General features: G+C 38.3%; 16 protein-coding genes, 1 pseudogene and 2 riboswitches. Of the genes and pseudogenes, 11 read left to right on the top strand and 6 right to left on the bottom strand.

What is annotated here, in order from left to right; all coding sequences use genetic code 11:
- Positions 1–10 precede the first annotated feature (10 nt).
- A complete protein-coding gene (gene mntR / locus ACTWPF_RS09315; RefSeq protein WP_036572634.1) occupies positions 11–430 on the bottom strand; it encodes a transcriptional regulator MntR in 420 nt (139 codons plus the stop codon).
- Positions 431–636: 206 nt separating this feature from the next.
- Here mntR and ACTWPF_RS09310 point away from each other — a divergent pair, with 206 nt between their 5' ends.
- A complete protein-coding gene (locus ACTWPF_RS09310) occupies positions 637–1008 on the top strand; it encodes a rhodanese-like domain-containing protein (RefSeq protein WP_036572633.1) in 372 nt (123 codons plus the stop codon).
- Between the two features lie 59 nt (positions 1009–1067).
- Here the strand turns inward: ACTWPF_RS09310 and gcvPB are convergent, their stop codons facing one another.
- The 3 genes from gcvPB to gcvT are packed head-to-tail and all read right to left on the bottom strand — an operon-like array spanning position 1068 to position 4992.
- Entirely contained in the window at positions 1068–2525 is a 1458-nt protein-coding gene (gene gcvPB / locus ACTWPF_RS09305) for an aminomethyl-transferring glycine dehydrogenase subunit GcvPB (protein ID WP_443149037.1), read from the bottom strand.
- Positions 2518–3867 carry an aminomethyl-transferring glycine dehydrogenase subunit GcvPA gene (gene gcvPA, locus ACTWPF_RS09300; protein ID WP_443149036.1) on the bottom strand — a complete coding sequence of 450 codons (1350 nt, stop codon included), beginning with the start codon at positions 3865–3867 and terminating at the stop codon, positions 2518–2520. Before gcvPA ends, gcvPB begins: the two co-directional genes overlap by 8 nt.
- Before the next feature lie 12 nt (positions 3868–3879).
- Positions 3880–4992, bottom strand: a complete 1113-nt coding sequence (gcvT, locus tag ACTWPF_RS09295; protein WP_443149035.1) for a glycine cleavage system aminomethyltransferase GcvT — start codon at positions 4990–4992, stop codon at positions 3880–3882.
- 155 nt (positions 4993–5147) lie between these two features.
- Positions 5148–5244, bottom strand: a riboswitch (glycine riboswitch).
- 3 nt (positions 5245–5247) lie between these two features.
- Positions 5248–5360: riboswitch (glycine riboswitch) on the bottom strand.
- Between the two features lie 161 nt (positions 5361–5521).
- On the opposite strand from gcvT, the gene ACTWPF_RS09290 reads away from it, so the two are divergent.
- Together ACTWPF_RS09290 and ACTWPF_RS09285 are read left to right on the top strand one after the other, a co-directional pair.
- A complete protein-coding gene (locus ACTWPF_RS09290) occupies positions 5522–7174 on the top strand; it encodes a DEAD/DEAH box helicase (protein WP_443149034.1) in 1653 nt (550 codons plus the stop codon).
- Positions 7164–7943, top strand: a complete 780-nt coding sequence (locus ACTWPF_RS09285; RefSeq protein ID WP_443149033.1) for a YqhG family protein — start codon at positions 7164–7166, stop codon at positions 7941–7943. Before ACTWPF_RS09290 ends, ACTWPF_RS09285 begins: the two co-directional genes overlap by 11 nt.
- Before the next feature lie 227 nt (positions 7944–8170).
- Here ACTWPF_RS09285 and ACTWPF_RS09280 read toward each other — a convergent pair whose 3' ends face one another.
- Positions 8171–8344: a YqzE family protein gene (locus ACTWPF_RS09280; RefSeq protein WP_081779333.1), complete on the bottom strand. Its 174-nt coding sequence runs from the start codon at positions 8342–8344 to the stop codon at positions 8171–8173.
- A gap of 147 nt (positions 8345–8491) precedes the next feature.
- On the opposite strand from ACTWPF_RS09280, the gene comGA reads away from it, so the two are divergent.
- Positions 8492–9514, top strand: a complete 1023-nt coding sequence (gene comGA, locus ACTWPF_RS09275; RefSeq protein WP_443149032.1) for a competence type IV pilus ATPase ComGA — start codon at positions 8492–8494, stop codon at positions 9512–9514.
- Positions 9465–10508: a type II secretion system F family protein gene (locus ACTWPF_RS09270; RefSeq protein WP_443149031.1), complete on the top strand. Its 1044-nt coding sequence runs from the start codon at positions 9465–9467 to the stop codon at positions 10506–10508. The genes comGA and ACTWPF_RS09270 overlap by 50 nt, the downstream gene beginning before the upstream one ends.
- Positions 10509–10646: 138 nt before the next feature.
- Here the strand turns inward: ACTWPF_RS09270 and ACTWPF_RS09265 are convergent.
- A pseudogene (locus ACTWPF_RS09265) lies at positions 10647–10925 on the bottom strand (transposase); the annotation flags it as partial.
- A 395-nt stretch (positions 10926–11320) separates the two neighbouring features.
- On the opposite strand from ACTWPF_RS09265, the gene comGC reads away from it, so the two are divergent.
- From comGC to ACTWPF_RS09235, 6 genes are all read left to right on the top strand, one after another.
- A complete protein-coding gene (comGC, locus tag ACTWPF_RS09260) occupies positions 11321–11629 on the top strand; it encodes a competence type IV pilus major pilin ComGC (RefSeq protein WP_443149030.1) in 309 nt (102 codons plus the stop codon).
- A gap of 9 nt (positions 11630–11638) precedes the next feature.
- Positions 11639–12058 carry a competence type IV pilus minor pilin ComGD gene (comGD, locus tag ACTWPF_RS09255; RefSeq protein ID WP_443149029.1) on the top strand — a complete coding sequence of 140 codons (420 nt, stop codon included), beginning with the start codon at positions 11639–11641 and terminating at the stop codon, positions 12056–12058.
- Positions 12045–12395, top strand: coding sequence for a prepilin-type N-terminal cleavage/methylation domain-containing protein (locus ACTWPF_RS09250; RefSeq protein WP_443149028.1), 351 nt, complete (start codon positions 12045–12047; stop codon positions 12393–12395). Before comGD ends, ACTWPF_RS09250 begins: the two co-directional genes overlap by 14 nt.
- A gap of 10 nt (positions 12396–12405) precedes the next feature.
- A complete protein-coding gene (locus tag ACTWPF_RS09245) occupies positions 12406–12801 on the top strand; it encodes a competence type IV pilus minor pilin ComGF (RefSeq protein WP_443149027.1) in 396 nt (131 codons plus the stop codon).
- Positions 12767–13150: a hypothetical protein gene (locus ACTWPF_RS09240; RefSeq protein WP_159033253.1), complete on the top strand. Its 384-nt coding sequence runs from the start codon at positions 12767–12769 to the stop codon at positions 13148–13150. The genes ACTWPF_RS09245 and ACTWPF_RS09240 overlap by 35 nt, the downstream gene beginning before the upstream one ends.
- A 197-nt stretch (positions 13151–13347) precedes the next feature.
- Positions 13348–13590: a DUF2626 domain-containing protein gene (locus ACTWPF_RS09235; protein WP_106896928.1), complete on the top strand. Its 243-nt coding sequence runs from the start codon at positions 13348–13350 to the stop codon at positions 13588–13590.
- The last annotated feature ends 30 nt before the right edge of the window (positions 13591–13620 follow it).

Raw genomic sequence — 13620 nt, 5'->3', positions numbered from 1 at the left:
GAACTATTTTTTATTTCTCAGCTTGCTTTTGGATGTCTCTTAATTGATTAACCCGCTTACTATCTTGCTTAAAGTAGTTCACTAGGTCACCTATACGGTCAATGGAATTCCAGCTTAGATGATGCTCAATTCCTTCAACATCTTCATAAATATTTTCTTTTTCAACCCCGATGATTTCTAAAAAGTCTTCTAATAATTCGTGGCGGAAGACTAGCCTTTCTCCAACCTTTTTCCCTTTAGCTGTAAGAATGAAGCCTCTATATTTCTCGTAATTTAAATAATCATCTTTATCAAGTTTTTGCACCATTTTTGTAACGGAAGAAGGATGTACTTCTAGTGCTTCAGCAATATCGGAAACTCTTGCATATCCCTTCGATTCCATTAAGTTATAGATTTGCTCTATATAATCTTCCATACTTGGTGTAGGCATCTATTCTCCTCATTTCAAGAATCTTTTTTTATCTAACGCAAAACTGTTTCTAATAAAAGGATACATGAAATAATATGGTTATACAAGTGGTTGCAAATATACCAACTCTATTGACTTGGTTCAAAAGAACGAAAATACTTTGAAAAAATAGCTGTTTGCGCATATAATAGAGAAGAAGTATACGGACAGACGGGGGAAAAACTAGCATGGAATTTTTAGTAATCGCTATTGTTGCTTTATTGGTTGTTGGCGTATTTCGCTACTTTAGACAGAAAAACTACCTAAAGGTACTTACAGAGCAACAGTTTAGAGAAGGCTATCGGAAAGCACAATTAATCGATGTCAGGGAGCCACAGGAATTTGACAAGGGGCATATCCTTGGCGCAAGAAATATACCACTGACACAAATGAAACAACGTTTAATTGAGATGAGGCCGGACAAGCCTGTATATCTATACTGCCAAAGCGGGTCACGATCAGCGCGTGCAGCTCAACTTCTAAATAAAAAAGGCTATACAGATATTTATCAGCTAAAAGGCGGATTCAAAAAATGGACAGGTAAAATTAAAGCCAAGTAAAAAAATCCTGGGGTACAATCGACCCCCAGGATTTTTATTTATTTCAATAGAAAATGCTTCTATTTTTGATATCTTAAAACTGGTTTCCTTGCAGCAAGTGTTTCATCCATTCGATTCACAATCGTATTATGCGGGGCTTCCTGAACTATTTCTGGATTGTTCTCTACTTCTTTTGCAATAGCTAACATAGAATCTATAAATGCATCTAATGTTTCTTTAGACTCCGTTTCTGTTGGCTCCACCATCATCGCTTCTTCTACATTAAGTGGAAAATAAATGGTAGGTGGATGGTAGCCAAAATCGAGCAGTCTTTTAGCAATGTCGAGTGTTCGAACACCTAGCTTCTTTTGCCGCTTCCCGGATAATACAAATTCATGCTTGCAGTGCTGGTCATATGGTAAATCATATTCCTTTTGCAACTTTCTCATCATATAATTTGCGTTAAGAACTGCATATTCACTTGCTTTCTTAAGGCCTTCAGCACCCATTGTTCGAATATACGTGTAGGCACGAAGGTTGATTCCAAAATTGCCATAGTAAGGCTTTACTCTACCAATAGAAGAAGGACGATTATATTCAAATACATATTTTCCTTCATTTTTGGTTAGTAGAGGTTTTGGTAAATAGGCCGCAAGTTCCTCCGATACACCTACTGGTCCAGATCCAGGACCACCCCCGCCATGAGGGCCTGTAAATGTTTTATGAAGGTTTAAATGGACTGCATCAAATCCCATGTCCCCAGGTCTTGCATACCCCATTATAGCATTGAGGTTTGCACCATCGTAATACAATTTCCCGCCTGCATTATGAATGATCTCAGCCATTTCTATTATTTCCGTTTCAAATAACCCAAGTGTATTTGGATTTGTCAGCATAAGTGCAGCTGTTTTTTCATCCACAACACGTTTTAAGTCATCTAAATCAACTAAACCATTTTCGTTCGTTTTTACCGTTATAGCCTTAAAGCCAGCTACTGTTGCGGATGCAGGATTTGTACCATGGGCTGAGTCTGGCACAATAACATTTGTTCGATTCATGTCCCCATTTGCTTCATGGAAAGCACGGATCATCATGAGGGCCGTCCACTCGCCGTGAGCTCCAGCAGCTGATTGCAAAGAAACTTCATGCATCCCTGTAATCTCCTTAAGAGAAGACTGCAGGTCATACATCATTTCCATCGCTCCTTGAACACTTTCTGTTTCTTGATATGGGTGGATATGACTAAATCCATCAAATCGTGCTACATCTTCATTCATTTTTGGGTTGTATTTCATTGTACAAGAACCTAGTGGATAAAAACCTGAATCCACACCGTAATTTCGATTTGATAAACCTGTATAATGGCGCATGATGTCCAATTCACTTACTTCAGGTAAATCTGCTGGGGTAGTTCGGATATAATTACTTTCTATATCAGCATCCAGATCAAAATCCGGGATATCTAATTCAGGTAAACTATAGCTTGTACGTCCTTCCTTGCTACGTTCAAACATTAACGGAAAATCCTTCTTATTCATGCAAATCCCCCAATTCCTTCACAAAGATGTCTATCTCCTCTTTTGTACGGCTCTCCGTAACAGCAATCAACATATGGTCTTTTAATTCAGGATAGTTCTCTCCCAAATCATATCCGCCGATAATCCCTTTATTCAAAAGCTGTTTATTAATTTCACTTACGTTGGACCCAAGATCCACTACCAATTCATTAAAGAACATTCCTTCGTGTACAACTCGCAGGCCAGTCTCTTTCAACTTCTGTTTCATGTATCGAGCTTTTTTCATATTTAAAACAGCCATTTTTCTTAAGCCGTGTTTTCCAATTGAACTCATGGCAACAGAGCTTGCAAGTGCATTTAATGCTTGGTTGGAACAGATATTCGACGTAGCTTTATCTCTTCGAATGTGCTGTTCTCTTGCCTGTAATGTTAAAACAAACCCTCGGACACCGTCCTCATCGACAGTTTGACCAACTAAGCGTCCAGGTACTTTGCGCATTAATTTATCCGTGGTTGCAAAATATCCGCAATGTGGCCCTCCAAATTGCGCAGGAATACCAAAGACCTGCGTATCACCTACCACAATATCAGCGCCAAATTCCCCTGGTGGTGTTAAATAGCCAAGTGAAAGTGGATTACTTGAAGTAATGAGCATTGTTTTGGTTTGACTCTTTACCAGCTCATTTATTTTTTCCAATGGTTCTATTTGACCAAAGAAGTTTGGATATTGCACAACGACACTTGCAGTATCCTCGTCGATTGCGTCTGCCAATTGCTGTAAGTTCGTGTACCCATCTTCACAGTCAATTTCAACAATTTCTAGTTCTGGTCCTCTAGCATACGATTCGATAACAGCACGTGATTCTGGATGTACTGCTTTGGACACGAGAATTTTTTTCCGTTTTGTATGAGCCGCACTTAAATTAACCGCTTCTGCTAGAGATGTTCCACCATCATACATCGACGAATTGGCTACAGGTAATCCAGTTAATTCGGATATCATGGTTTGAAATTCAAAAATTGCCTGTAGTTCACCTTGAGAAATTTCTGGTTGGTAGGGCGTATAAGCTGTATAAAATTCGGACCGTGAAATTACATGATCTACAACAGACGGAATATAATGATCATACACACCTGCTCCTAAAAAAGAAGCATGTGTTTTAAGATTCACATTTTTATTTGCCATATCGGCAAGTTCCTTCTTTAATTGTGCTTCATTTGCTGGCTTTTTTAAGTTTAAACTTCCTCTAAAGCGAATCTGTTCTGGTATATCAGCAAATAGTTCCTCAGTAGAGTCCACACCAATTGTTGCCAACATCTCCTGTTTGTCTGATTCTGTCATCGGTAAATATCTAAATTCCATCTCGGTCCCTCCCTATTTCTCTCTTTTATAAAAAGGTGTTTTGATTACAACACTATCTAATTCTCTGTTTCTTACTTTAACAGTCAATTGTTGGTCTAATTGAGCTAGTTCTCGTTTGACTAGTGCCAGGCCAATGTTTTTTTTCAAAGTTGGAGATTGTGTCCCTGATGTCACAAATCCGACTTCTTCTCCCCCATAGAGAACTTTGTAACCATGTCTCGGAATCCCCTTATCTATCATTTCAATACCGACAAGTTTACGATCAGGTCCTTCTTCTAATTGTTCCTTTAAAACTTCACGACCAATAAAGTCCCCCTTATCCACTTTGACAGCAAATGTTAAGCCAGCTTCAATTGGTGAAATGGTTGCGGATAACTCTTGCCCATAGAGTGCTAGATTTGCTTCAAAACGTAAGGTATCTCTTGCTCCAAGGCCAATTGGTTCAAGTCCTTGGTTTGCCCCTTTTTCTAATAAAAGATTCCATAAATCGGGTGCATAATCTTTATTAATATAAATCTCAAATCCGTCTTCCCCTGTATACCCTGTTCGAGAAACAAGGGCTGGCCCTGGAATGCTGCCGACCTTAACGTCCTGTTCGAATCGGAAAAATTTTATTGCACCTAAATCAGTGTCAGTCAGTTGCTGTAAAATCCTTTCTGCCAATGGTCCCTGTAAGGCTAGTTGTGCATAATCATCGGACACATTGCTAATCGAAACCTCCTCTGTTGAGTAGGTGTTATTTTCTACTAACCATTCATAATCTTTTTTTATGTTTGCAGCATTTACAACGAGTAGATAATCATTTTCTGCAAGCATATAAATAATAAAATCATCTACTGTTCCACCGTCTGGGTAGCACATCAGTGTATACTGAGCTCGATCTGGAACAAGTTTTGTAACATCATTTGTCGTGATTCCCTGGAGGTATTCTTTGCTTTTGGGGCCTGTTACGTGTATCTCGCCCATGTGCGATACATCAAACAGCCCTGCTTTCGTCCTTGTAACTTCATGTTCCTGTTTAATGCTTGAAAATTGAACGGGAAGGTCCCACCCGCCAAAATCAATTGTTTTTGCCCCGCTTTTTTTATACTCAGAATACAATGGGGTGCGCTGTAAATTAGTCATTATTTTCACTCCTTTTCACTACTTTTAGCAGAAAAAATTTTTACACTTATTCACCTCAAGCGATGATAAATGTTTTTTAAAAACTTGGATCGCTATTATGCATTCATTCCAAGCGTACAAAAAAAGACAGAGATTCCACTGTTAATCAATGAAATCTCTGTCCTTAGACCAGAAAGTTGCATAGCTGTCCCTATTATGTACATACAGCTACTTGCTTCGTGGGTGGTTTACTTATGTAAACTCTCTCCAGAGGTGCGTCCTACAAGAGTCTTTTTGCCTGAGAGATTCGCATGTTTGCTTGCTCCTTCGGCGTTATCTTTCCAAATTGACTAACGAAATGGAACGATAATCTCTCCCCATGTAATCATTCGCTTTTATGAAATAGTTGAAGTTGGATATACTATGTACTACTTATTACAGGGAATGCTCTAATTTCAAATTCATTATAGCATAGAAATGTTTTATAAAGTAGAAATTATGAAGAAACTCTTAATAATCTTAATAAAACTATTTATAAAGGAAGTATCTTATGAATGAAATATCAATCCAAAAGGATTCTAACTATATCGGTCAATTACAAGCTGAGCTCGAAAAAGGAGAAGCCTTGTCTTCTTGGGAACTATTTTCGATGACGTACGAAGCTGAATTAACCTCGATGACACCTGAATTCCATGGTCTTCGGTCGCTCGATTTCTTACCGCACGTGAATTTTATGGATCACCAAGTCTCAACAGCTCAACAGGTTATTGAACAGATGAATGGGCGGGCCATACTAGCAGATGAGGTAGGACTTGGAAAGACGATAGAAGCTGGATTAGTCATGAAAGAATATATGATTAGAGGATTAGTTAAAAAGATTTTAATCTTAGTTCCCGCTTCCCTTGTTAACCAATGGGAAAGAGAATTAAATGAAAAATTTTACATACCTGCTATAGGTCATCGGAGAAACTATGCATGGGAAGAATACGATATTTTAATTTCATCGATGGACACAGCGAAGCGTTCTCCACATAGAGAGAAAATACTTGATATTGATTATGATTTAATTCTGATAGATGAAGCACATAAGCTAAAGAACCACAAAACAAAAAATTACGAGTTCGTTCGCTCTTTAAAAAAGAAATATTGCTTATTACTAACCGCTACACCTGTGCAAAATAAGCTTGTAGAAATATTTAACCTCGTCTCCATTCTTAAACCAGGGCATCTTGGTAATTATGATGACTTCCTTTCTAAGTTTGGCAAAGATAGAACACAGATGAAGGACGATCTATTTCTTAAGCAATTAGTTCAAAAGGTAATGGTTAGAAACACAAGGGCGGAAACCACCATTAAAAATACGAAACGGAATATTGAAACAGTCTGGCTAGAATTCTCTGAACCTGAAAAAGAAGTATACCAGTTACTGGAGAATAGTATTCACAAAAGCTCTTTCGCAAAAATAACCTATTTAAGAGAGTTCTGTTCCTCAAGAGAGGCATGCTACCTTTCATTAGCAAAACTTAATGATATAAATAATCCCAATGAATTAATTCAAACAATCACCAGTAAAATTGAAGCACTTCCGCACCATAAGAAAGCTGAGAAGCTGGTTGAGTTGATAAAAGATATAGGAGATGAAAAGGTCATTGTTTTTACAGAGTATCGTGCTAGCCAATTGTATTTGCAATGGTATTTGCAACAGCATGGTATCTCTTCTGTCCCATTTCGCGGTGGCTTCAAACGCGGAAAGAAAGATTGGATGCGCCAATTGTTTGAAAACCATGCTCAAGTGCTCATCGCAACGGAAGCAGGAGGAGAAGGAATTAACCTTCAATTTTGTAACTATATGATTAATTATGACTTACCATGGAATCCAATGCGATTAGAGCAACGAATTGGTAGAATCCATCGTTATGGACAGGAGAAGGACGTTCACATATATAATTTTGCCATTAGAGAAACAATTGAGGAACATATAATGACATTACTTTATGAAAAAATAGAACTATTTGAGAAGGTTATCGGACATCTTGATAATATATTAGCTGAACTCGAAATAACCAACATGGAAAAAGAGATTGCAACTATATATTCCGAATCAGAATCAATGGGTGAAGCAAAAATTAAGCTTGATAATCTTTCACATGTCTTAAAGAACACGTTCCATGCTGGATCTGAGGAGGAGCAATATGGCAATTGAAAACTTAAATGAATTTCTCGCTGGTTATTTCCAATCCCATCACTGTCAGTTGCTCAGTAATAAGAATGGCATCCTGCAGGTTCAACTAACCGAAGAGATGGACCGAGCATTAATGAACAGACCATTTTATTGGCATTATATTAAAAAAATGGGCCGTGAAGGGGAACCAAAACAGCTTACATTTATAACAAACCCTGACAAAAGAGAAGAACAAGGTGAATGGATTCATTTTGGCAGTCCTCGCCTGCAACAAATCCTTCGTCATTTAAAACAAAATGAGAAATACACAAAGCTTTTTCAGCGTGTTGATACACATGTTAATACCCCTATGTATCCCTGGCTTGTCGTCAATTTGAAAATAAGTTATAAGGGTAAACAGAAAAAAGAAGAAATATTCTCCCTAGGTTTACAAATGGTAACAGGTGAAATGAGAGCAGAGATGATGAATACACTTCGAACCATACCTTTACAGCAAACTATTTCTGACTATTGTTATACAATATCACCAATTATTCGTCTGAACAGTGGTTATAAGCGAATGGAGGCTGTAATAGACAACTACATTGAGAACCAAACTCATGAGTGGGCAAAAGCTTCCCTTTTAGCTATGAAGGAAGATATTGACACGCTAAAACACTTTTATGTTGAACAAACCGATATAGAAACAGAAACTATGGAAAAAGAAATTGCAGAGATTGAAGAGAGATATCGACCTGTTATCTCTTATGAGGTTATAAATGGCGGCATGTTTTATCTTTCCAAGGTGTAACCAAATGCGGAGAGCGGCTTACTAACGACCGTTGATTATAGATAACTTTTCATGGTTGTTAGGTATAATTCGGCTCCTTCCGCTCCCCTTAGTGAACTGCGCTTAACAGTGGGACAGGCCGACTTGTTCCCGTCCTTTAAAAATAATGTAACAAAAGCCACCAGACAAGTTGTCATTCCTTGTCTGGTGGCGATAAATTAGAACGGTTTTATACATTTTTACTTTAATTATTTGCGCAGAAAGGTTTTGACTGCGAAAGGCAAAACGCCAAGCCAGCGTGAGCTGTATACTGGCCGAGGGACCTTTTCTTGTTTCTTCCTTTTTTTTCGTTCCTCTTGTGGCAGATCCAAATAGGCTACAACCTGTTCTGTCATAAATTTTAGATAATCGTTACCAGACATGCTCATCACCCTTACAGATCTTGTTTTGATTAGCTTGTCCAAACCCTTCTCGATTTATGCTAAAAAAATTTAAATTAAAAGAAGGAATCTCACTAAACATGTCGAATCTAGTCCGTATGGTGCAATAATATGCAGGAGGTGAGTCCTTTGAACCACGCCACCGCACTATCCAAAAAGCTCTTCAACGAAGCATTCCATCAATTAGCCACAGACATTCACTTCTATCCTTTTGAAACAGGTACAGATGTATATTTTCGAATTCATGGTAAACGCGTGTATCACACTTCACTTCCCACTTCCACTTATCGTTCCTTACTCTCTTATTACAAATTTGCATCAGGTATGGACATTGGCGAGATTAGAAAACCACAAAACGGTACACTTACACACCAAGCAATAGATAAATTAATTTCCCTTCGGCTCTCCACCCTCCCTGTAAAAGAACATGAAAGCTTAGCAATACGACTACTTCCCGAGCAAAATCTATTGAGACTTGATCAGCTCTTTCTCTTTTCTTACCAACTACAAAAATTAAAAAAATGGGTGTCTAGCCGTTCTGGTATTATTCTATTTACAGGCCCGACAGGTAGTGGAAAGACGACCACTCTTTACGCATTACTTCAGACCATTCTTCAAGAAAAATCCTACCAAACCATCACTTTAGAGGACCCAATCGAAAGAAAAATGGATAACATGCTTCAGGTTCAGGTAAACGAAAAGGCTGGAGTTACTTATCAAGCAGGACTTAAAGCAGCTTTAAGGCATGATCCAGATATTATTATGGTTGGCGAGATACGTGATTCCTTCACGGCTAAATTTGCATTTGACGCATCTCTAACAGGGCATTTAGTTTTCAGTACGCTTCATGCCAAAAATACCACAGGGACCATCCATAGATTGCTCGAAATGGGATTAAAACAAAGTGACTTGGAGCAATCCTTGCTGGCCGTAGCTTCACTCGAGCTACTCCCTTTACAGATCGACGGAACAACCAAGCGACGCGGAGCTATTATGGAATTACTTGAAGGAAAACAGTTGGAAGAGTCGATTCTTAATAGAAGAAGTAATATGGTAGAACGACTTCATTCCTTCAACCATTTAAGAAAGAAGGCTCTTGCTTATGGATTTATTTCCGAAAGCATTTATAAAGAATTACAAACCCAGCCATGAGATACAATTAGCATTCCTAACCAGATTGCATCGGCTATTATCAATAGGGTACCCTCTCATGCCTGCATTGCAGCGAACCAAGTGGGAAGATAGGTTTGTAAAGTTAGCTGACACAATAACTCAGGCATTAACAGCTGGGAAAACCATTGATGAAGCGTTTGAATTGGCAGCATTCCACCCACATATAGTCAGCCACCTTTATCTGAGCAGAACGACGGGGAACTTAGAGGAAAGCATAAATAAGGCAGCAGACACATTCAGAGACCGTATATTCTATTTCAATAAAATCAGACAAATAACTAGATATCCTCTACTACTTCTATTCATCTTTTGCATTCTGTTATTTCTCATGAAACAGATCGTACTTCCTTCCTTTTCGAGTCTGTTCCAATCAACCTCCGCCTCTTCCACCCTTGTTCTCTTTATGCTACTAGTGGATTATGTAGTTTATCTCCTTGTCACAATTGCATTCATTGGATTGTTTATTGTTTTCCTATGGCCAATTTACACGAGGAAAGTAACCACAAATACGCTTATCAAAATTTATCAATCCCTTCCCCTATGTCGCAGCTATATTAAGGCCCAGACATCCCTACTCTTTGCAGCACATTTCAGTTCTCTTCTAAAAACAGGCATTTCTTATTATGACATAGTTCAACAGATGTCAGGATTAAAAAAGCAACGTATCATTTCTTTCTATGCATCTTACTTAAAAGAAGAACTATCAAAAGGCTATACGATGTCTTCCTTACTAGCTTCTTTACCGCTTTTTGATAAAAAACTATCTTCATTATTTAATCAAGATGCAAGTTCAGTGCACTTAACGCAAGACCTTGATATGTTTACAGAAGTATTAACAGAAGAAATGAAGCGGAGAGCCCTTAGACTTGTGACATATATCCAGCCAGTATTTTTCCTAGTACTAGCAGGCTTCATTATTTTTATTTATATAACAATCATGTGGCCAATGTACGAACTAATTAAAACGATATAAAAGACCTGCGGTAATATGTCAAGATAAGATTGATTAGATATTTGATTATCAAGTAACAGATCTTACAAAAATGGCATCACGAAACTAGACCAACAAAAAAGTAAATTACTGGAATTGATTAAAAGGATCTAGAAGCTATTAATCCTTTATATATCTACGCTCCTTTCGACGTGTAGATTTGGTTTTGCGTAGTAGCGCATCAACCAAACGCACAAGTTTTCTTGCGGTTAGAACGAGTGCTCTTTTGTGCTGATGTTTCGGTACTTCCCTGTACTTTTTCACATAATAATCTTTAAATTCGGGAACATGCCTTCTTATCGAGTTGGCGGCTTCTACAAGATAATATCGCAAGTATTGGTTTCCATTGCGGGAGATGGATGTTTCATTAGCGGTAAAGCGTCCGGACTGGTGTTTACGTCAGTACAGGCCTGCGTGTATGAAGACCAACACGTACACTGGGAAACAGTCCTTCTAATGCGCTTTGTCCGCTAGGAGAACCAGAATTTTCCCAAATGATCCTAAGACCATTATCTAGGAACATCACAGAGCGTCCAAGTGATTGATATAGATTCCTTGGAGCAGTAACGTAAAAGAAGTTACCTAGAGCGAAAGACGGCGACTCCTGGAATAGCATGAGACTTGGGACCCCACAGCGAACGTTCTTTGTGAGCCAGGAGGCTCAAGCCATGCCCCATGGAAAGCGTCCGTCTGTAGTGAAAGGTAACGGTGTTTAACAGTCTTTTAACTTTAAAAATGAAAGAGAAAATAGGCAAAAAGTGAAAGCCTAAATATACTATAAAAGGAGACTTATCATGCTAAAAAACGAGCGCGGTTTTACACTAATTGAGATGCTAATCGTGTTAATGATTATTTCGGTATTAATATTGCTCTTTATACCTAGTCTTAGCGGGAAGAGCGAAGAAGTGAACTCAACAGGCTGTGAAGCACTTGTAGCATTAGTCCAGGCTCAGGTTGATGCTTACTATTTAAACGAAAGAGAATACCCTTCTACACTTGCTATCCTTGTAGAAGGAGATTATATAACAACAGAACAAACAACTTGTAGCAATGACCTTTCTTTAGGATATGCAGATGGCAAGGTAACAGCGCCTAGCTTGTAGGGCTTTGATATGAGAGAGGATGGCTTTACACTAATTGAGATGCTTATGGTGTTAGGTATAATCTCGACCTTGGTTTTACTCGCTTTCCCCTTACAGTTCAATGTATTAAAAGAACAGGAAGAAAAACAATTTTTAAAAACATTAGCGTCTGACGTTTCATATATCCAGCAACGTTCCACCCTAACAAGTGGGATGAATCGGATAACTTTTAATGAAAACAGCTATCGAATCACAGTAGATGGACGACCAAGTATGAATCGAGCCTACCCTGAAGGGCTGACTATTGATACACGAACAGATCGAAATATCACCTTCAATTATAATGGGAATATAAAAAATCCAAGAACACTTTATCTTGTCTCATCGCTAAACAGCTATCGGATGGTGTTTCCGTTTGGAAAGGGAAGATTTTATCTTGAGAAACAATAATGGTTTTACTTTAATTGAAGTGCTTGTCACAGTATCAATCCTATTAGGTGTTGTTATTACAGTGATTCCCTTATTTCAGTTACTAAGACTTGAAGGCGAGACCCTTAAAGACAGTCGATATATGAACCAAGAATTATTTGATGAGCTACAGTCCTTTCTATGGTCACCTGGCCGTCCTCTCCCCCAATCTCACCATACAACCTTTCCAGGAACCGAAATGAAAGCCGTATACCATTTTACGCTAGAACGTGATTTGATAAAAGGATGTGTTGAATGGACGAATGTTAAAGAAAAAAGAGAGACAATCTGTTTATATGGTGTTCCTAAAAAGAAGTAGTGGATTCACTATGATCCAATCATTGTTAGCAATCAGCTTCCTCGCCTTAAGCCTCCCTTTTCTCACCGCCCTTCTGAAAGCTGCCGACATACCACTTCACGAGCAGGAGTTTTCTGTCCAACAATTCTTTACCTTCTTACAAGACGATGTAAAAAATGCAACAAGCTTTAAACTAAAAGATGCTGGTAAGATATTAGAACTCAACCTTGTCGGTGGAGCGAATACGACGCTTGAGAAATATGGTAACTTGATTCGTCGCAGGGTAAACGGGACGGGACATGAGATTTATTTAAGAAATATATCAAATCTTCGCTTTGAACCAGCTGCTTATGGATTTTCCATATTCGTTACGATGGAGGATGGTGAGACATTTGAAAAGACGATCATATGGTACGATGACGAATGAAAGAGGATTTATTCTTCCCTATGTACTGGTAGTCCTCTCGATCATTTTCCTTTTGCTTTTTCACGGAACTGCTGGTTATCGTAATGAACTTCACATGACTGATATGCAAATGGAGCAAACTAAAATAGAAACACTTTTTCAATCCTCCAGGCAACTACTAATTGAAGAGATTAAAGCTACCGGAAATGTAACAAGTCAAGCTTCCTATCTTTTTCCACATGGAGAGGTATTTATTGTTGTAGAGCGAATAAATGAAGATACCTGTTTATTAGCCTTTACCATTACGACGGAAGGCAATGCAGTAAAAAATATTGAAAGCCCACTTTTGGTAAGCGGACTATTGGATTAGACAGTTCCACAATCATAATCTTTTATGAGTTGGTTATACTAAATAAAAGAAGGATTAACGATAGGCAGATGCAATCGTTTACGTCTAAATTTCCCTTTATTTTGCAAATCTTTCTTTTGTTTAGCAAGATTCGTTTACAAGTAGCAGAAGGTCGTTTATAATAACAATGAAAAGGTTACCTAGAAGGAGGGGGAAGCATGGATCGTATGTTTCGCGTGCTTGCCTTTTGGACTGGCATATTCACCGTTATGTTATTTATCGGTGATATGCAAGGAGCAGCTCTTCTTTTCCTGGTTCAAACGGCATTTTTCCTTACAGTAAGTTATTTGAAATTATCTGAGCGTATGTATATGTATTTATTCGGGGCTTATTGTACGGTATTTTTTATCGGCTTTACATGGTACTCGGAGTTTATACTAGTACCAGGCTTCGGACATTAAAAAACAGGGCATCCAGTCAATTATTTTGAC

Origin of the sequence: Oceanobacillus sp. M65 (assembly GCF_052246275.1) — a bacterium.
Taxonomy (GTDB): domain Bacteria; phylum Bacillota; class Bacilli; order Bacillales; family Amphibacillaceae; genus Oceanobacillus_B; species Oceanobacillus_B jordanicus.
The sequence above is the reverse complement of the archived record's forward strand: the minus strand, read 5'-3'. Positions and strand labels throughout refer to the sequence as shown.